The sequence below is a fragment of the Ruegeria sp. YTSA072 genome (assembly GCF_059610285.1).
Genome location: NZ_JBXWNI010000003.1, coordinates 268,015 through 285,897, shown reverse-complemented (window position 1 = coordinate 285,897; position 17,883 = coordinate 268,015). Strand labels below are relative to the sequence as shown.

Sequence of the window (17,883 nt, the reverse complement as noted above, 5' to 3'; positions counted from 1 at the left end):
TTATGATGGACTTACGAAAACATAGTATTTGAAATGATATGCCGGTCAAGGCAGGCTTCCGCCTATCGCTGGGGAGGACGAATGGGCGATCTGACACAACAAATCATAGGTTACGACCTGTGGCATCTTGAACTGCCCGTCACATCTCGCCGGGACCACGGTATCGGATCTGTCGAAGGTGTGTGCGAGGTCGTTGTCCTGCGCCTGACGTCCGAGGATGGCAGCCAGGGATATGGCGAAGCCTCACCCTGGTCGGTGTTCACGGGAACGCCCGAGGCGACCTATGCCGCCCTGAATCGCTACCTCCGCCCGTTGGTGGTGGGGGCCAGAGTTGCTGACAGAGCGGCGATCATGGCGCGTGCTGCATATGCGGTTGCGCATTGCACCGAGGCTAAAGCGGCACTGGAAGCTGCTCTACTTGATTTGACGGGCAGGATTAGCGCCGTTCCTGTCTGGGCCCTGTTGGGAGGGAAATGCCGCGACGCGATCCCGCTCAGCTGCTCTATCGCCAATCCCGATTTTGCGCAGGATATCGAATTGCTGGGCCGTTTGCAGGACGACGGCGTGACGATCGTGAAGTTGAAGACTGGGTTCAAGGATCATGCTTTTGATATCATGCGCCTTGAGTATTTGGCGAAGCATTACCCACAGTTCTCAGTGCGTGTTGATTACAATCAAGGCCTGTCAATCGAGGACGCTCCGGCGCAGGTGCGGGATGTGGCATCATTCAATCCCGATTTCATCGAACAACCGGTACGCGCACATCACTACGGCATGATGGCGAAGCTGCGGCAAATGACGGATGTGCCGCTACTAGCTGATGAAAGCGTCTTTGGCCCCGAGGATATGGAACGCGCTGCAGGGGAAGGGATCTGCGCCGGTGTCTCGGTCAAAATCATGAAATCCGGAGGATTGACGCGCGGGCAAACAGTCGCTCGCATGGCCGCCGCACACGGCCTGAGTGCTTATGGCGGAGATATGTTCGAGGCAGGTCTGGCGCATCTGGCAGGCACTCACATGATCGCTGCCACACCGGAAATCACGCTGGGCTGCGAGTTTTATCAGGCCTCTTATTTCTTGGCAGAAGACATTCTTGAGGAGCCTTTCGAGGTGAAAAGGGGCCAGGTCATAGTCCCTGACACACCGGGTCTTGGAGGGAAGCCGGACGAGGCAAAGCTGAACCACTATGCTGTTTCCAAAGCGGTGGCGGCATGAGCGAGAAAAAGACCATTGCCATTATCGGTGCTGGTATCGTTGGTGTCTCGACCGCCGTCTGGCTGCAACGTGACGGACATAACGTCATCCTGATCGACAAGGCCGGCCCCGGAGAGGGCACCTCGCATGGCAATGGGGGTGTGCTGGCCTCTTGCTCGATTATTCCGGTCACGGTGCCGGGGCTTTTGAAGAAAGCGCCCAGGATGCTGTTTGACCCGTCGCAGCCTTTGTTCATGAAATGGGGCTATGTACCCAAGCTATTGCCATGGTTGACGCGCTATCTGAAACACGCAAACGCAGATGACGTCGAACGTATCGCGGCCGCACTAACCCCCATTGTCGGAGACAGCCTGAACGATCATCAGGCCCTGGCTCAGGGTACGGCCGCCGAGAAATGGATTGTGCCATCCGACTACCTGTTCCTCTACGAAAACCGCCAGCATTTCGAAGGCGACGCCTTTGGTTGGGGTGTTCGGCGCAAGCACGGTTTCAAATGGGAAGAACTAGAGGGGGCCGCATTCCACGCCTACGACCCGATCTACAGCAAAGACATCGGGTTTGCTGCCAAGCTTTCTGATCACGGACACATCACCGATCCTGGGCGGTACGTGAAAGACCTCGCCGCACATGTTGAGGCCAACAGCGGCAGGGTCATCCGTGCTGCTGTTGAAGATGTCGTACACGATAACGGCAAGGTCACCGGCGTGCGCACCGCTGGTGAGACAATTGCTTGTGACACTGCCATTGTCACTGCGGGCGTCTGGTCCGGGCCTTTGGCCAGCAAATTGGGCGTTTCTGTTCCTCTGGAGACAGAACGTGGTTATCATCTTGAATTGGTGGAACCTTCCGCGATGCCAAAAAGTCCGGTTATGGTTGCTTCGGGCAAGTTCGTCGCCACGCCGATGGATGGCCGCATTCGGCTGGCCGGGATTGTCGAATTCGGCGGGCTGGACGCGCCGCCTTCGAGGGCGCCGTTCGAACTGATGCGCAAGAATGCCCGGGCGGCCTTTCCGGGCGTGACATGGAAGGACGAAGTAGAATGGATGGGGCACCGGCCCGCACCGGCAGACTCGATCCCGATCATCGGCGAAGTGCCGGGAATTGACGGAGCATTTATGGGGTTTGGCCACCATCATATCGGTCTGACAGGCGGGCCAAAAACAGGACGTCTGCTGGCGCAGATGATCGCGGGCAGGACCCCAAACGCAGACATGAGCGTCTATGCGCCGTCTCGCTACGCGACTTAAGAAATGTCCGGTAACACAAGCCGGCAAAACAAAATTAAACAGGGAGAAAAAGATGAAGAAATTGACAAGCCTTCTGGCGGCAACCGCTTTGACAGCCGCAGCAACCGCACCGGCGATGGCCGAGAAATGGGATATGCCCATGGCGTATTCGGCATCGAACTTCCACTCGGCCACGGGTGCCGAATTTGCCAAATGCGTTACCACAGGCACCGGGGGCGAGGTTGAAATCGTCACGCATCCGTCCGGGTCGCTGTTCAAAGGCGCCGACATCAAACGTGCCATTCAGACCGGTCAAGCACCGATTGGCGAGCGTCTGTTGTCCGGTCACCAGAATGAAAACGCGCTGTTTGGGTTCGACTCAATTCCATTCCTGGCAACGTCGTTCGATGACAGCGCCAAGCTATGGGAGGCTGCAAGACCCTCGATTGAAAATCTGCTGGCTGAACAGAACTTGACGTTGCTTTATGCCGTGCCGTGGCCGCCGCAAGGACTGTACTTTAAAGACGAGGTGAACTCGGTCGCCGACATGGAAGGCATCAAATTCCGGTCCTATAACAATGCCACGTCGCGTTTGGCGGAACTGACCGGCATGTTGCCTGTGACAATCGAAGCTGCAGAAATCAGCCAGGCTTTTGCCACTGGTGTCGCGGACTCGATGGTGTCGTCGGGATCGACCGGGTATGACCGCAAAGTATGGGAAAGCCTGAATTATTTCTACGAGGTGGACGCGTGGCTGCCGCGCAACTACGTCATGGTCAACTCAGACATCTGGGCTGGCGTTTCTGATGCCAACAAGAACGTCATCAAGGGCTGTGCAGAGCTTGCCGAATATGCCGGCAATTGGCGCGCCAAGGAATACACCGGCTTTACCCTGCAAGGTCTGCGTGATGGAGGCATGACAGTCGGTCCGGCGTCCGAGCAGATGACCAACGAGTTGAAAGAGATCGGTGTCACTATGACCAATGAGTGGCTTGAGGCCGCTGGTGACGAGGGCAAGGCCATCGTCGATGCGTTCAATTCGTCTCAGTAATTGGCCAGAGATGGGCGGCGGATCAACCCGCCGCCCGTTTCCATAGAATAACTAATAGTGGGGACAGCATGGCGGCACTACGAGGGCTCAGGTCCGTATTGGATTTCATCTATCAGGCAGCAGGGGTTCTGGCTGCACTTAGCCTGATTGCTATTTTGGTGCTGATCGTTGTGCAAATGCTGGCCCGCTGGACCGGAGAGGTTTTCCCGGGCGCGCCCGACTATGCGGGCTATGCCATGGCTGCCGCGTCCTTTCTGGCCTTTGCCAATGCGCTGAACCGAGGCAGCCACATTCGTGTGTCGATCCTGCTGAATGCGGTCCCCGACCGGGTGCGTCGCATCCTTGAAATATGGTGCTTTACAGTGGGCGCGGCAGTAATGTGGTACTTTTGCTGGTACGCCTACCGATTTGTTTACTGGAGCTGGAAATTCAACGATGTCAGCCAGGGACAGGACAAAACCGCGCTTTGGATTCCGCAGTCAACAATGCTGATTGGCGCAGTCATCCTTGCAATCGCCCTGACCGATCATCTGATTCACGTCGTTTTTAAGGGCGATCACCGCATCGTCCGTGATCTGGCCGATCAGAGCCACGGGGAGTGAGAGCATGGAAAACGTATCAGTCATCATCCTCTTCCTCTTTGTTCTTTTCACTCTGCTTGGCACCGGTGTCTGGGTTGGCCTTGCCCTTATGGGCGTCGCGTGGGTCGGGATGGAGCTTTTCACGACACGCCCTGTCGGAGACGTGATGATCACGACGATCTGGTCCGCCTCATCGTCATGGACACTGACCGCGCTGCCGATGTTCATCTGGATGGGCGAAATCCTGTATCGAACGCGATTATCCGAGGATATGTTCAAGGGGCTTTCGCCATGGATGGCACCTTTGCCCGGTGGTTTGGTGCACACGAACATTGTCGGCTGCACGGTATTCGCCGCTGTTTCCGGGTCGTCAGCCGCCACCCTGACGACGGTTGGCAAGATGTCGATCCCTGAACTGCGTAAGCGCAATTACCCCGAACGAATGATCATCGGAACACTGACCGGCGCGGCAACACTGGGCCTGATGATCCCACCGTCATTGACGCTGATCGTGTATGGCGTGACCATCAATGAATCGATCACTAAGCTGTTCTTTGCAGGTATTCTGCCCGGATTGGTGCTGGCGACGATGTTCATGGGATACGTCGCGATTTATTCGAAATTCGGGAAAGACTGGAACCCAAACAGGGAGAACAAACTGAGCTTTTCTGAAAAGCTCAAGAACTCACGCTTCCTGTTGCCGGTAATCCTGCTGATCATGGTGGTGATCGGGTCGATGTATCTGGGCTATGCCACTGCAACCGAAGCCGCCGCCTTTGGCGTGATCGGTGGTCTGTTGCTGGCGGCAGGGCAGGGGTCGCTGACCTGGAAGACGTTTACCGAAAGCCTGATGGGTGCCACCCGGACCAGTGCGATGATCGCCCTAATCCTTGCTGGGGCTGCGTTCCTGTCTCTGTCCATGGGGTTCACGGGTCTGCCGCGGGGCCTGGCTGATCTGATCGCAGGGTGGGAGCTGACGCGGTTTGAGCTTTTGATGGTTTTGCTGGTCTTTTACATCATTCTGGGCTGTTTCCTTGACGGCATTTCCTCAGTTGTTTTGACCATGGCCGTGGTGGAACCGATGATCCGGGACGCGGGTATCGATTTGATCTGGTTCGGTATCTTTATCGTGGTTGTCGTTGAAATGGCGCAGATCACGCCGCCGATCGGCTTCAACCTGTTTGTGATGCAAGGCATGACGAACCATGAGATGAGCTATATCGCCCGCGCGGCAATTCCGATGTTTCTGATCATGGTGGTGATGGTCTTCGTCCTGATCTGGTTCCCGGAACTGGCCACATGGTTGCCGGAAAACCTTAGGCAAAGCCCGGGCGGGTAGGGGGCTTTGAACCCACTTCATCTGGCGGCGCGTAACGGTCCTTATGTTCTGGTCGCAGGGCTGGCCGCCGGATTGCTGCTGCCCGCGCTGGCCGAGCCGATGCGGGCAGTATTGCCGCCGCTTGTCGCACTACTGCTGTTTCTGACGGTCCTTAGAATTGAGCCTGTTTTGTTGTTGGGGTCCTTGGTCGATTTACGCCAGGTGGCAAACACAGTGATCGCATTCCAGCTGGTTTTACCGCTACTAGTTGTGACTATTGGCATAATCGGTGGGTGGACCGGTACGCCGGTCTTTTTGTCTCTGCTGATCATGGCCGCGGCTCCGTCCATCTCGGGAAGTGCCAACATGTGCCTGATGATGGGACATCCGGCGGAGCACGCTATGCGCCTGATGGTGATAGGGACCGCCGTATTGCCGCTGACGGTGTTTCCCATCTTCGTTCTGATGCCCGAGTTGGGAGACTTTCAATCCGTTCTGATCGCCGTCTTGCGCCTGTTTTTGACAATTGCGGGGGCGACTGTTGCAGCCGTGTTGTTGCGCCTCGCGTTTCTGAGAAACCCGTCACAAACTACCCTCAAAAATCTTGAAGGATTGGCAACGATCACCCTCGCTGTCTTTGTGATCGGCTTGATGCCGTCTGTAACCGCGACTGCGCTTGTTGATCCCGGGCTTGCGGCCTTTTGGGTGGGGTTCGCATGCCTAGCCAATTTCGGCGCGCAACTGGTGATGTATTTTCTGACACGCAACCGAGTGGCTGCCGAAAAAGCCACCGCATTGTCCATTGTCGCCGGAAACCGGAATGTCGCAATTTTCCTGATTGCGTTGCCACCCGACGTGACAGCGCCACTTTTGGTGTTTATCGGGGCCTATCAGATCCCGATGTACCTGACCCCCATTGTAATGCGTCGTTTTTACCAAGCTTCGGGCAGGTTGGGGTAAAACGGGCGCGGCAACATTCGCCGCGCCCCCTATTGTACTAGAAATGCACAGAACGGGCAGTACCGGGAACTTCCATCGGTGGTGCAAATTTGGTCAGGTCGATGCCTTCGACCGCAACCTTATATTCCTCCAGCGTCGGCGTACGACCCAGAATGGCTGACAGAACAACAACCGGGGTTGAACCCAGAAGGGATTCACCCTTCTTTGTCTCACTGTCCGCTACAACACGGCCTTGGAACAGACGGGTGGACGTGGCCAGAACGGTGTCGCCTTTGGCAGCTTTTTCCTGGTTGCCCATGCAAAGGTTACAGCCCGGGCGCTCAAGATAGAGGATATTCTCGTACTCGGTCCGTGCGGTTTGCTTGGGGAACAGGTCATCGAATTCAAAGCCCGAATACTTCTGCAGAATTGCCCAATCGCCTTCTTCTTTCAGCTCATCAACGATGTTGTACGTCGGTGCAGCAACAACAAGCGGGGCCTTGAACTCGACTTTGCCATACTCGTCTTCAAGATTGCGCAACATCTGGGCCACGATCTTGATGTCACCCTTGTGCACCATGCAGGAGCCCACAAAGCCCAGATCAACCTTCTTTTCGGCCGCATAGTATGAGATCGGGCGGATCGTGTCGTGGGTATAGCGCTTAGACACGTCGGCATTGTTCACATCGGGGTCGGCGATCATCGGTTCGACGATCTGATCCAGATCCACGACGACTTCGGCAAAGTACTTGGCGTTATCATCAGGGCGCAGGGCCGGTTTTTCACCCGAGCGAATTTCGTCGATACGTTTGTCCGCGATGTCGATCAAGCCCTGCAGCATCTGAACATCGTTATCCATGCCCTTCTCGATCATGATCTTGATCCGCGACTTGGCGATTTCCAGCGATTCAATCAGCGTATCGTCGTTCGAGATACAGATCGACGCTTTGGCCTTCATCTCGGCCGTCCAGTCGGTGAAGGTAAAGGCTTGGTCCGCCAGCAGCGTACCGATATGAACTTCGATGATCCGGCCCTGGAAAACGTTGTCGCCGTGCTGCGCCAGCATCTGAGCTTGCGTCGCGTGCACCACGTCACGGAAATCCATGTGCGGTGCCATTTCGCCCTTGAACGTCACCTTGACGGATTCCGGGATAGGCATTGTCGCCTCACCCGTGGCCAGCGCCAGTGCAACCGTGCCCGAGTCCGCACCAAAGGCCACGCCTTTGGACATCCGCGTATGGCTGTCGCCGCCGATGATGATGGCCCAGTCATCCACGGTGATGTCGTTGAGCACCTTGTGAATGACGTCTGTCATCGCGTGGTACACGTCCTTGGGATCACGCGCAGTAATCAGGCCGAATTTGTGCATGAACGCCATCAGGCGCGGGGTGTTGGCCTGCGCCTTGAGGTCCCAGACCGAAGCTGTGTGACAGCCGGACTGATAGGCACCATCGACACTGGGTGACAGGACGGTGGCAGCCATGGCCTCAAGCTCCTGGCTGGTCATCAGACCGGTGGTGTCCTGAGAGCCCACGATATTGACTTTGGCGCGCACGTCAGAGCCGGCATGTAACACTTTGCCCGGGGTCGCACCGCGCGCATTGGCATTAAAGATCTTTTCGACGGCCGTCAGTCCCTGACCTTCATGGCTGACTTCCTTCGCAGGGGCGAAGGCCGATTTCAGCTCGATGCCCAGTGTCTCACATGCAAATGTCTGCAGTTTCTTGCCAAAAACGATGGCATAAGAGCCGCCGGCTTTCATGAACTCCATCTTTTGCGGCGTGAACGAACCGGCCATGTCGACCAGTTCTTCACTGCCATCCGCGCTATAGAGCTTTTTCTTTTTCGTGTTGATGGTCAACACGGTGCCGGTCTCAACCGAATAGCGCTGTTCCAAGATCGGGTTGCCATCGTTGTTGAGGATCGCCTTGCCATCCTCGTCCACTTTTTTGACCCAGTTCTTCAGGTCGACACCGATACCTCCGGTCACGCCCACGGTTGTCAGAAAGATGGGCGAAATGCCGTTTGTGCCGGCCACGACCGGTGCAAAATTGACGAAAGGTACGTACGGGCTGGCTTGCTTGCCGGTCCAAAGCGCCACGTTGTTGACGCCCGACATCCGCGACGAACCAACGCCCATAGTGCCTTTTTCCGCAACCAGCATCACGCGCTTGTCTGGATGCTGCAGCTTCAGCGCTTCAATCTCTTTTTGTGCGGCCTCGGAAATCAGGCATTTGCCATGCAGCTCGCGGTCGGAACGCGAATGCGCCTGATTGCCTGGCGACAGAAGGTCAGTGGAGATGTCACCCTCGGCTGCAATATATGTGACAACTTGGATTTCTTCGTCCACGTCGGGCAGCTTGGTAAAAAATTCGGCCTTGGAGTAGCTCTCAAGGAGATCCGCAGCGATCTTGTTGCCCGCCTCATAGGCAGCTTTCAGGCGGTCCGTGTCAGCCTCGTACAGGAAGACCTGAGTTTTCAGAACCTCGCCCGCCTGAACCGCTATGTCTTGCTTGTCGCCCAGTGCAACATCCAAAAGCACGTCAACCGACGGTCCGCCCTTCATGTGGGACAGCAGTTCGAAAGCGAATTCGGGCGAGATTTCTTCGACGGTTACCTCGCCGACGATGATGGACTTCAGGAACGTTGCCTTCGCACCCGCAGCGCTGGTTGTGCCGGGCAACGTGTTGTAAATCAGGTGGTGCAGCGAATCTGCGCGATGCGGATGACCGGTATCTTTGATTTGTTCGATGATTTCCTCGACCAGCGCACCATCGTCGATGGGTTTCGGGCTAAGCCCTTGTTCTTTGCGCGTTTCAATTTCATCCAAGTAGTCTGAATACTGGCTCATGGCTGTTTCCGCTTTGTGTGAATCTGCAGCTGTTGAGGGGCGTGGGGCAACCCGCTCGATCATATTTGTATGCACCGGTATACAATTGCCGCCCAGGTTTCAAGGTACCGCTTTGGAAATTTACCGGTTTTGTTTAATCACTGTACCCAGTTCAATTTCTGAATGCCGGTCGAAACCTTCTTCAAGACGATTTTACTGAGATCCGGCAGTAGAATTCTCGAAAACCTCGAGCCCAGTCACAACGACATGGAGGCCTGCGGATCGAGTCACCACCGGGTCCGGCAGTTCCGGAAGCTAGGCCATGAAGTAAGACCGATGCCCCCAATGTAGGTGCGGACCTGCGTCAGCCATGCATTCGGACGCTGATCGTCCGGCGAGCGGATGAGGACAACCCATACGGGTTTTGAACCAACGCAGCCGAAGGCTGGGTGCCGGGGAAACACCATAAACCAAACATCCGTTTTGCCCTTACGACGCGCTATTTCGGGTTGAGCACACTTTGGACACCGGTCGGCGTCCTAAAGTTATTGCTTGGAATCGTTCCGCTTGTCGATCCGGTTCGTTAAGATGATGTCCGAGGCAACAAGCAGGAAAAACCGATGCGCAACGCAATTTTCTTTCACCTGGCGGTATTTGTTCTAGGGATCTTTATAACCACTGAGGCTGCAAAAGCGGCCTCACTTGGACGATACGAGGTTTTTGGTGTCGAAGAGGGTGACATGCTGAAAATGCGTGCTGGGCCGGGAACAGGGTATATCGTTATCGTTGGGCTTCCAAATGGAACCGCCCTGCGGGTTCACAGTTGCGAGCAAACTGGTGGCACCCGTTGGTGCCGTGTGTCGCTTGATCGCGCGCGCCAGCTCAAGGGATATGTGTCCTGGGCCTATTTGCGAAAATTATGATGTGACAATTCCGGGGGCCACCGTTCGTGCAGCGCCGAGAAAGGTCGATAAAATCCATCTTTGCAGTTGGGCTATCCGGCGACTGTTCTTCTTGGTCGCCGAAAGCAATACAGCTTCTAGATTAGTCGCGACCCTGCCGAAAAAACCAGCCTCCAGGGGATTATTGAGTATGACGCACGTAAACCTGTCTCCCAGAAAGGATCTTCTCTGATCAGACTTTCTGCGTCTTCTATTGAGTCCACATCGACCAGCCAAAGCCCATCGCGCCCTTGTCTTTCGGGATCTGACAACGGACCGGCCGCTTCAATCTTACTTGCGTGACGTTTAAGGAAACTTAGATGCTGCGCCATATGGTTTTTACGGATGTCAGGGTCGGCCTGCGGTGCATCTTCGAAGAGAATGATGAAATTCATAAGCTGCTCTCCTATTTGGAACACCATCATCTATGCACAGCATTTTCGCCGATTGAATTGGATAATCTGCCAGTCTAGTCTGCAGAAATGCAGAGCACAAACTGGGATGATCTCAGATATTTCCTGGCCCTGTTTCGCGGCGGCAAGCTAAAAGCCGCCGCTCAGGCGACAGGGGTGAACGAAACAACAGTGGCACGCAGGGTCAAGGCGCTTGAATCTGATCTTGGCCTATCCCTGTTTCTAAGCAGCGCTGCGGGACGGTATGAACCCACCGATGCTGCCTTGGATATTCTCAGCTACGCTGAAACCATGGAGTCCGCGAACCGGGCGCTGCAATTACGTGCAAACAGGACGGCAGATCACGTGTCAGGAGTCGTTCGGATCACCGCTGTACCGATCATCATCAATCGCGTTCTCGTGCCCCAAATTGACGTGATTGGCCAGTTGCACCCTCAATTGACGATCGAGCTGTTTCCAAGCTCGGACAATCTGGACCTTTCTAGGCGTGAGGCGGATCTGGCCCTGCGGTTTGCCCGCCCATACGAAGGTGGCTTTCGCATTAAGGCCCAGAAACTGGGTGAGCTGCAATTTGGCGTATATGTAGATCGAAAGATCTCAGCAGATGACGCGGAAAATCTCGGCTGGATCACCTATGATGATGCCAACGCCAGTCTGCCGCAGGCCAAATGGCTTGAGAAAACGATCTCTGCTTCACGCACGCGGCGTGCCAATATCCGGGTGGCGGACGTCGAAACCGCACTGGAAGCGACGGCAAATGGTCTAGGGAAAACACTGCTACCATCGTTAATCGCGGATGGCGACAAAAGGCTCCGCGCCCTCTTATTTGATGATCAGACAAATCCGGTCGCCCGCGATGTATGGCTGTTGTCACATGTCGACCAAACTGGGCGAGCGTCGATTTTGGCCGCAAAAAAGTGGTTGGTAGACATCAAATGGTCCGGTCTGGATTGAAAGCCCCGGAACGTTTCTACGAACCGCCTTGCGGCTAGTTCCAAGGTGGCATTGGATCGCGGCGCGGCTGTGGCGAAAGCTTTGGAATGCGACGCCGCGTACCTGCGTAAAGCTGCCAATGCGTTAGGGTCCGACTAATGCTCAGGTTCAGCGAACTTTGGATCACTGTCCTGAAAACAACAAAGGCGCCCTTGGGCGCCTTGTCTTATTGGTCGGAGTGAGAGGATTCGAACCTCCGACCCCTGCCTCCCGAAGACAGTGCTCTACCAGGCTGAGCTACACTCCGACCGTGGCGCGTGATCTATACTTGCATTTTTGGATGTGCAAGGGGGTTTCCGTGTCGTTTGTGCGAATTGCCTTCGTCGTTCCCCGGCATAGGATCAGGTCAGAACACCAGTTTGATACAGTCGGATTTTGGTGCCACCGTGGTCCACAATTGGCCCGGGGGGCAACAGCGGCAGGCGGGTGGATCGGGCCAGGCCTGCGTTGCTGGTCACGATACCGATACGCCAGCCCTGGAACTTGGTTTGCAGTACCTTGCCCAAGCTGCCGTAAACGGATCGCAGGCGTTTTTCATCCCCGATCCGGGCACCATAGGGTGGGTTGACAATAACAAGACCTGCGGTATCCGACGGGGGTTTTATGTCGCTGACCGAGCGCGTCTGAAACATGGTGAAATCGGCAACCCCGGCCCTGTCAGCGTTTTTAGTCGAGGCCTCAATCGCTCCGCTATTGCGGTCTGAGCCATGAAAAACCACGTCCGGTTCGGCCAAAGGTTGTTGCTGGCGCATCGAGGACCAGACGTTGGGGTCAAAACTTGGCAGATTTTCAAAGGCAAAGCTGCGGGAACGGCCGGGGCGCAGCCCCAGCGCGATTTCAGCGGCTTCAACAACAAAGGTGCCAGAGCCGCACATCGGATCCAAAACTGGCTCGGCCCCATCAAATCCGCACTCTCGGAGAAACATTGCCGCCATCGTTTCGCGCATCGGGGCTTTGGCGACAGCCGGTTTGTGGCCGCGTTTGTGCAAAGGCTCGCCGGAACTGTCGATCGAAAAGGTGCACAGGTCCTTTTCGATGCGCAGCAGGACGCGCACGGCCGCATCGGACGAAACCGGTGCGCCCAGAGTTTCCGTAATTGCCACTTCGATACGTTGCCGGGCGGCCCCTGCATGGTAGATTCGGGATTTGCGACTTGTCGCTTCGACTTTGACGGGCACATCGGGGCGCAAAAAGTCGGCCCAGGGAAATTTTCGGGCCCGTTTATCCAGTTGTGCCAAATGAACTGCGGGAAACCCGCCCAGTCGGACCAGCACTTTGTTCGCGCCGCGCAGACACAGGTTCGCGCGCCAGACTTCAGGCCAGCCTCCGCGACAGGTGACGCCGCCGGGTACGGGCTTTGCACTTGCGAATCCCTGCTCGACCGCTTCGGCATGCAGCGGGGCTTCAAGGCCCGGTGTTGCCACCAGAAAAATCTCAAAATCGTTGTTTGGTTCCATCCCGGGTGCTTACACCGGAAGTGTTGCGGGTGCGATATGCAATTTCAACAGGTCCAAAATGCAGCCCTTCAAGTTAATTTGACAAAATATCGGCAATTTAGGCGGCAACGGGTTTGCGTTTGGCAACATCCCCGCGTAAAGGGACCGTGATCAAAACGAAGCTTGGAATGAAAACAGGTGCTATGCGCCTTTTTTGCTCACAGGCTCCCACATACAGATCGTTTTGTGCCACTATGCAGTGGTGGGAACGATGTGTTGCAGGAAAGAGGCTTGGAAGACAGTAGCGACATGCAAACTTTCAAACTGAAAAAAGGGTTGGAGCTGCCGGTGCAAGGCGCGCCAGAGCAGACGATCCAACCGGGTCCTGAATTCAGGTCTGTCGGGGTTTTGGGGGCTGATTATCTGGGCCTGAAACCGCGCATGCTGGTTCAAGAGGGTGAAGAGGTTCAGCGGGGCACACCATTGTTTTGCCACAAGGACGTGCCCGAGGCGATGATGGTCGCCCCGCTCAGCGGCAAGATCGTGGCCATCAACCGTGGTGCGCGTCGGGTATTGCAGAGTGTCGTGATCGAAGTCTCGGACGTCAACGACACAGGTCTGGATTTCTCGGCTGTGGGCAACGCCGATATCGCCGAGGGCGTGACCGAACGTCTATGTGCGGCTGGCCTGTGGACCGCTTTCCGCACGCGGCCCTATTCCAAGATGCCCGCACCGGGTACCAAGCCCACGGCAATTTTCGTGACAGCGATGGATAGTGAGCCTCTGGCCGCTGATGCCGCGATCATTATCCAGGATGCAGGTGACGCCTTTGCTGTCGGCCTGAGCGCAGTTGCCAAGCTGACCGAGGGCAAGACGTATCTGTGCCAAAATGAGGGCGCAGCCCTGCCGGGCGCCCACGTTCCGGGTGTTGAAACCGCAGCATTTTCCGGACCGCACCCCGCAGGCCTGGCTGGAACCCACATCCACTTCCTTGAGCCGCTGGCCGGCGAAAAGCAGGTTTGGACAATCGGCTATCAGGATGTCATCGCGATTGGTCGTCTGATGCAAACGGGTCATCTGGATCCGAACATCGTGGTTGCCCTGTCCGGCCCTGGCGCGCGCCAGCCCCGCCTGATCCGCACCGTCATGGGGGCATCGACCGATGATCTTACCCGTGACGAAATCAATGTGGACGGCACGGCCCGTGTAATCTCGGGCTCGATCCTTTCGGGCCGTCATGCAGAGGGGCCACAAGCCTACCTCGGCCGTTTCGCGCGTCAGATCAGCATCATCCGCGAAGACCATGATCAGCATACGTTGGGCTGGATTCTTCCGATGCCGTCGAAATACGCGGTTCAGCCGGTTCTTGGCTCGGCCTTTGCCAAGAAGCTGTTTGCATTCACGTCCAATCTGAATGGTGGACGCCGTGCGATGGTTCCGACCGGTACATTCGAACAGTTGATGCCGCAGGACTATTTGCCGACGCAATTGCTACGCGCTTTGCTGGTAATGGATACCGATACTGCACAGGCGCTAGGTGCGCTGGAGCTGGACGAAGAGGACCTTGGCCTTATCGGCTTTGCCTGTCCGGCGAAATATGAATATGGGCTGGCGCTGCGCGACTGCCTGACAAAGATTGAAAAGGAGGGCTGATCCGAATGGGTTTGCGCAACTTCTTTGACCGGATCGAGCCGAACTTTACTAAGGGCGGCAAGTACGAGAAGTATTTCCCCATCTACGAGATGGTCGAAAGCTTCGTCTACACTCCGAAAACGGTAACCTCCGTTGCACCCCATGCGCGGTCCTACGTGGATATGAAGCGGATCATGACCTATGTCGTGATCGCCACGATCCCCTGTATCCTGTGGGGAATGTACAATACCGGCTTTCAGGCAAACTCGGCCATTGCCGCGCTTGGACCCGATTCAGCCACTGGCTGGCGGATCGCCATCCTGCAGATGTTCGGTATCTCGCTGAACCCCGCCAGCATCTTTGCCAATGTGATGCACGGGATGATGTATTTCCTGCCGATTTACATCGTCACTCTGGTTGCAGGCGGTATCTTCGAGGTCATCTTTGCGACTGTTCGCGGCCATGAAGTGAACGAGGGTTTCCTTGTAACTTCCATGCTTTACACGCTAATCTTGCCCGCATCTACGCCACTTTGGCAGGTTGCGTTGGGCATCATCTTCGGGGTGGTGATTGGTAAAGAAGTCTTTGGTGGCACTGGCAAGAACTTCCTGAACCCAGCACTCGTCGGTCGTGCGTTCCTGTACTTTGCCTATCCGGCGAACATGTCAGGTGACACGGTTTGGACCCCGGTTGATGGCTTTTCAGGCGCGACAGCTCTGTCGGTATCCGCCTCAGAAGGATATCAGGCGTTGGCCACTGAGGGGCTGACATGGTGGAATGCGTTTCTTGGTCAGATGCAGGGCAGTTTTGGAGAGACCTCCACCTTGGCTTGTATGATCGGTCTGGCATTTCTGTTGATGACGCGCATCGCCAATTTCCGCCTGATTGTAGGGTGTCTGGCTGGGACCATAGGTCTGACGCTGCTGTTCAACCTCATTGGGTCGGATACCAACCCGATGTTTGCGATGCCATGGTACTGGCACGTCGTCGTCGGCGGTTACGCTTTCGGTCTGGCTTTCATGGTGACCGAGCCCGTTTCAGCCAGCCATACCAACATGGGCCGTTATATCTACGGTGCTCTGATCGGAATCATGGTTGTGTTGATCCGTGTGGTGAACCCCGCTTTCCCCGAAGGCATGATGCTGGCAATCCTGTTCGGTAACGTCTTTGCACCGCTGATCGACTACTTCGTCGTTCAGGCAAACATCAAACGGAGGGCGCGTCGCCATGTCTGATACGCAATCCCCAGAACCCAAGGGCGCGATTGCCAAGTTTCTGGCGGCTTCGCCGGACTCGGTCGGTAAAACGATCTTTATCGCCGTCGCCGTTTGTCTGGTGGCCTCGATGGTTGTGTCCGCCGCAGCCGTTAGCCTGCGCCCGGTCCAGGAAGCCAACGCGCTGAAGGACAAGCAGATCAACGTTCTGCAGGTTGCTGGTGTTTATGAACCCGGCACCGACGTGTCTGAGGCGTTCGCCGCATTCGAGCCGCACGTTGTTGAACTTTCGACGGGTGAGTTCGTCGACGACCGGTTCGATCCCGCAACATTCGACGATCTGGCCGCCGCAAGCGATCCAGAGCTGAGCGTCGCGCTGGACGATGACCCGGCTGGTATCGGTCGCAAGGCGTTGTACCGTGTTGTCTACCTGCTGCGCGACGAATCCGGCGAGTTGGACAAGGTGATCCTGCCGCTGCACGGCTATGGTCTGTGGTCGACGCTCTATGGCTTTATCGCGCTGGAAAACAACGGCAACGATATCTACGGCCTTCAATTCTATCAGCACGGCGAAACCCCCGGTCTTGGCGCCGAGGTGGACAATCCGCGTTGGAAAGCATTGTGGAACGGCAAGAAGCTGCGGGATGATGCCGGTGATCTGCAGATCACAGTATCCAAGTCGCAACCTGCCGCTGGCCCAGACTTTTATGTAGATGCGCTGGCCGGTGCCACGCTGACCTCGGTTGGCGTTGATAACCTGGTGAAATTCTGGATGGGTGATGCGGGCTTCGCTCCGTTCCTGGCCAAACTGCAAGCAGGAGAGTTCTGATGTCCCAGACCAAGAGAGAGATGCTGGTCGACCCGCTTGTCGACAACAACCCGATCACACTGCAGGTGCTGGGTATCTGTTCGGCGCTGGCGGTGACCTCTTCGCTGCAGGTGTCCTTCGTGATGGCGCTGGCGGTTACCTTCGTGACCTCGTTCTCGTCCTTCTTCATCTCCTGCCTACGCAACCAGATCCCGGGTTCGATCCGGATCATCGTACAGATGGTGATCATCGCCTCGCTGGTGATCCTGGTGGATCAGGTTCTCAAGGCTTACGCCTTTGAGATTTCCAAAACCTTGTCGGTTTTTGTCGGCCTGATCATCACCAACTGTATCGTGATGGGCCGCGCCGAAGCATTTGCGATGAAGAACCCGCCCGTCGCATCCTTCATTGACGGCTTGGGCAACGGAATGGGCTACGGTCTGATCCTGCTGCTTGTTGGCTTCATTCGCGAACTGTTCGGCAACGGATCGCTGTTTGGCGTTACCATTCTGGAAACCGTGAACAATGGTGGCTGGTACGTGCCCAACGGCATGCTGCTGCTGCCGCCGTCCGCGTTCTTTATCATCGGCTTGATCATCTGGGCCTTCCGCACATGGAAGCCGAACCAGGTCGAAGAGCGTGAATACAAAATTCAGCAGGTAGAGGCCCACTGATGGAAGGTCTGATTTCACTGGCCGTGAAGGCCATCTTTGTTGAAAACCTCGCGCTCAGCTTCTTCCTCGGGATGTGTACATTCATCGCCGTATCCAAGAAGATCTCGACCGCGCTGGGTCTGGGCATCTCGGTCATGGTCGTTCAGGCGATCACCGTTCCCACGAACAACCTGCTGCTCAGTTATCTGCTGAAGCCCGGTGCGTTGGCTTGGGCGGGTTTCCCTGATGTGGACCTGACCTTCCTTGGTCTGATCTCCTACATTGGCGTGATCGCGGCGATGGTGCAGATCCTTGAGATGGTTCTGGATAAGTACTTCCCGCCGCTCTACAACGCGCTGGGGATCTTCCTGCCGCTTATCACAGTGAACTGCGCCATTCTGGGGGGATCGCTGTTTATGGTCGAGCGTGACTATAACTTTGCCGAAGCAGCCACTTATGGTGTGTCTTCGGGCTTTGGCTGGGCACTGGCGATCACCGCTATGGCGGGCGTTCGTGAAAAGCTGAAGTACTCGGATATTCCGGATGGCTTGCAGGGCCTTGGCATCACTTTCATCACCGCGGGACTGATGGCGATGGCCTTCATGTCTTTCTCGGGCGTGAAGCTGTAAGGAG

At 56.1% G+C, this 17,883-nt stretch carries 16 protein-coding genes and 1 tRNA gene; 13 read left to right on the top strand and 4 right to left on the bottom strand.

Annotated elements, in window-relative coordinates; translation table 11 throughout:
• Positions 1 to 81 precede the first annotated feature (81 nt).
• The 6 genes from AC2FIB_RS08045 to AC2FIB_RS08020 all read left to right on the top strand — a co-directional run bounded on the left by AC2FIB_RS08045 (position 82) and on the right by AC2FIB_RS08020 (position 6,351).
• Positions 82 to 1,215 (top strand): enolase C-terminal domain-like protein, encoded by a 1,134-nt coding sequence (locus tag AC2FIB_RS08045; protein WP_496734655.1) that lies wholly within the window; start codon positions 82 to 84, stop codon positions 1,213 to 1,215.
• Complete coding sequence (locus AC2FIB_RS08040; protein ID WP_496734653.1) at positions 1,212 to 2,462, top strand: NAD(P)/FAD-dependent oxidoreductase; 1,251 nt, start codon at positions 1,212 to 1,214, stop codon at positions 2,460 to 2,462. The genes AC2FIB_RS08045 and AC2FIB_RS08040 overlap by 4 nt, the downstream gene beginning before the upstream one ends.
• Before the next feature lie 52 nt (positions 2,463 to 2,514).
• Positions 2,515 to 3,492 (top strand): TRAP transporter substrate-binding protein, encoded by a 978-nt coding sequence (locus AC2FIB_RS08035; RefSeq protein ID WP_109311038.1) that lies wholly within the window; start codon positions 2,515 to 2,517, stop codon positions 3,490 to 3,492.
• A gap of 68 nt (positions 3,493 to 3,560) precedes the next feature.
• Positions 3,561 to 4,094, top strand: coding sequence for a TRAP transporter small permease (locus AC2FIB_RS08030; RefSeq protein WP_496734651.1), 534 nt, complete (start codon positions 3,561 to 3,563; stop codon positions 4,092 to 4,094).
• Positions 4,095 to 4,098: 4 nt separating this feature from the next.
• Positions 4,099 to 5,412, top strand: coding sequence for a TRAP transporter large permease (locus tag AC2FIB_RS08025; RefSeq protein ID WP_496734649.1), 1,314 nt, complete (start codon positions 4,099 to 4,101; stop codon positions 5,410 to 5,412).
• A gap of 6 nt (positions 5,413 to 5,418) precedes the next feature.
• A complete protein-coding gene (locus AC2FIB_RS08020; RefSeq protein ID WP_496734647.1) occupies positions 5,419 to 6,351 on the top strand; it encodes a hypothetical protein in 933 nt (310 codons plus the stop codon).
• Positions 6,352 to 6,388: 37 nt separating this feature from the next.
• On the opposite strand, the gene AC2FIB_RS08015 is transcribed toward AC2FIB_RS08020, so the two are convergent.
• The gene (locus tag AC2FIB_RS08015; RefSeq protein ID WP_496734646.1) at positions 6,389 to 9,181 is read right to left on the bottom strand and encodes a bifunctional aconitate hydratase 2/2-methylisocitrate dehydratase; all 2,793 of its coding nucleotides are present in this window, start codon (positions 9,179 to 9,181) and stop codon (positions 6,389 to 6,391) included.
• Between the two features lie 599 nt (positions 9,182 to 9,780).
• On the opposite strand from AC2FIB_RS08015, the gene AC2FIB_RS08010 reads away from it, so the two are divergent.
• The gene (locus tag AC2FIB_RS08010) at positions 9,781 to 10,083 is read left to right on the top strand and encodes an SH3 domain-containing protein (RefSeq protein ID WP_282119409.1); all 303 of its coding nucleotides are present in this window, start codon (positions 9,781 to 9,783) and stop codon (positions 10,081 to 10,083) included.
• Positions 10,084 to 10,199: 116 nt separating this feature from the next.
• On the opposite strand, the gene AC2FIB_RS08005 is transcribed toward AC2FIB_RS08010, so the two are convergent.
• Entirely contained in the window at positions 10,200 to 10,496 is a 297-nt protein-coding gene (locus AC2FIB_RS08005; RefSeq protein ID WP_496734644.1) for a YciI family protein, read from the bottom strand.
• Positions 10,497 to 10,583: 87 nt separating this feature from the next.
• On the opposite strand from AC2FIB_RS08005, the gene AC2FIB_RS08000 reads away from it, so the two are divergent.
• Positions 10,584 to 11,468: a LysR family transcriptional regulator gene (locus tag AC2FIB_RS08000; protein WP_496734643.1), complete on the top strand. Its 885-nt coding sequence runs from the start codon at positions 10,584 to 10,586 to the stop codon at positions 11,466 to 11,468.
• Positions 11,469 to 11,677: 209 nt separating this feature from the next.
• On the opposite strand, the gene AC2FIB_RS07995 is transcribed toward AC2FIB_RS08000, so the two are convergent.
• Both AC2FIB_RS07995 and AC2FIB_RS07990 read right to left on the bottom strand, forming a co-directional pair.
• Positions 11,678 to 11,754 (bottom strand) — tRNA-Pro (locus AC2FIB_RS07995).
• Positions 11,755 to 11,848: 94 nt separating this feature from the next.
• Positions 11,849 to 12,964 (bottom strand): THUMP domain-containing class I SAM-dependent RNA methyltransferase, encoded by a 1,116-nt coding sequence (locus AC2FIB_RS07990; protein WP_496734633.1) that lies wholly within the window; start codon positions 12,962 to 12,964, stop codon positions 11,849 to 11,851.
• A 288-nt stretch (positions 12,965 to 13,252) separates the two neighbouring features.
• Between AC2FIB_RS07990 and AC2FIB_RS07985 the strand changes: the two genes are divergently transcribed.
• The 5 genes from AC2FIB_RS07985 to nqrE are packed head-to-tail and all read left to right on the top strand — an operon-like array spanning position 13,253 to position 17,879.
• Positions 13,253 to 14,596: a Na(+)-translocating NADH-quinone reductase subunit A gene (locus AC2FIB_RS07985; RefSeq protein ID WP_496734870.1), complete on the top strand. Its 1,344-nt coding sequence runs from the start codon at positions 13,253 to 13,255 to the stop codon at positions 14,594 to 14,596.
• A gap of 5 nt (positions 14,597 to 14,601) precedes the next feature.
• A complete protein-coding gene (locus AC2FIB_RS07980) occupies positions 14,602 to 15,810 on the top strand; it encodes an NADH:ubiquinone reductase (Na(+)-transporting) subunit B (RefSeq protein WP_496734632.1) in 1,209 nt (402 codons plus the stop codon).
• Complete coding sequence (locus tag AC2FIB_RS07975; protein WP_496734630.1) at positions 15,803 to 16,618, top strand: Na(+)-translocating NADH-quinone reductase subunit C; 816 nt, start codon at positions 15,803 to 15,805, stop codon at positions 16,616 to 16,618. Before AC2FIB_RS07980 ends, AC2FIB_RS07975 begins: the two co-directional genes overlap by 8 nt.
• Positions 16,618 to 17,271: an NADH:ubiquinone reductase (Na(+)-transporting) subunit D gene (locus AC2FIB_RS07970; protein ID WP_058272101.1), complete on the top strand. Its 654-nt coding sequence runs from the start codon at positions 16,618 to 16,620 to the stop codon at positions 17,269 to 17,271. Before AC2FIB_RS07975 ends, AC2FIB_RS07970 begins: the two co-directional genes overlap by 1 nt.
• Positions 17,271 to 17,879 carry an NADH:ubiquinone reductase (Na(+)-transporting) subunit E gene (gene nqrE, locus AC2FIB_RS07965; RefSeq protein ID WP_058272100.1) on the top strand — a complete coding sequence of 203 codons (609 nt, stop codon included), beginning with the start codon at positions 17,271 to 17,273 and terminating at the stop codon, positions 17,877 to 17,879. Before AC2FIB_RS07970 ends, nqrE begins: the two co-directional genes overlap by 1 nt.
• Positions 17,880 to 17,883: the final 4 nt, after the last annotated feature.

Coding starts and splice junctions, on each gene's coding strand:
- AC2FIB_RS08045 (WP_496734655.1), top strand. CDS start 82: ATGGGCGATCTGACACAACAAATCATAGGTTACGACCTGTGGCATCTT.
- AC2FIB_RS08040 (WP_496734653.1), top strand. CDS start 1,212: ATGAGCGAGAAAAAGACCATTGCCATTATCGGTGCTGGTATCGTTGGT.
- AC2FIB_RS08035 (WP_109311038.1), top strand. CDS start 2,515: ATGAAGAAATTGACAAGCCTTCTGGCGGCAACCGCTTTGACAGCCGCA.
- AC2FIB_RS08030 (WP_496734651.1), top strand. CDS start 3,561: ATGGCGGCACTACGAGGGCTCAGGTCCGTATTGGATTTCATCTATCAG.
- AC2FIB_RS08025 (WP_496734649.1), top strand. CDS start 4,099: ATGGAAAACGTATCAGTCATCATCCTCTTCCTCTTTGTTCTTTTCACT.
- AC2FIB_RS08015 (WP_496734646.1), bottom strand. CDS start 9,181: ATGAGCCAGTATTCAGACTACTTGGATGAAATTGAAACGCGCAAAGAA.
- AC2FIB_RS08010 (WP_282119409.1), top strand. CDS start 9,781: ATGCGCAACGCAATTTTCTTTCACCTGGCGGTATTTGTTCTAGGGATC.
- AC2FIB_RS08005 (WP_496734644.1), bottom strand. CDS start 10,496: ATGAATTTCATCATTCTCTTCGAAGATGCACCGCAGGCCGACCCTGAC.
- AC2FIB_RS08000 (WP_496734643.1), top strand. CDS start 10,584: ATGCAGAGCACAAACTGGGATGATCTCAGATATTTCCTGGCCCTGTTT.
- AC2FIB_RS07990 (WP_496734633.1), bottom strand. CDS start 12,964: ATGGAACCAAACAACGATTTTGAGATTTTTCTGGTGGCAACACCGGGC.
- AC2FIB_RS07985 (WP_496734870.1), top strand. CDS start 13,253: ATGCAAACTTTCAAACTGAAAAAAGGGTTGGAGCTGCCGGTGCAAGGC.
- AC2FIB_RS07980 (WP_496734632.1), top strand. CDS start 14,602: ATGGGTTTGCGCAACTTCTTTGACCGGATCGAGCCGAACTTTACTAAG.
- AC2FIB_RS07975 (WP_496734630.1), top strand. CDS start 15,803: ATGTCTGATACGCAATCCCCAGAACCCAAGGGCGCGATTGCCAAGTTT.
- AC2FIB_RS07970 (WP_058272101.1), top strand. CDS start 16,618: ATGTCCCAGACCAAGAGAGAGATGCTGGTCGACCCGCTTGTCGACAAC.
- nqrE (WP_058272100.1), top strand. CDS start 17,271: ATGGAAGGTCTGATTTCACTGGCCGTGAAGGCCATCTTTGTTGAAAAC.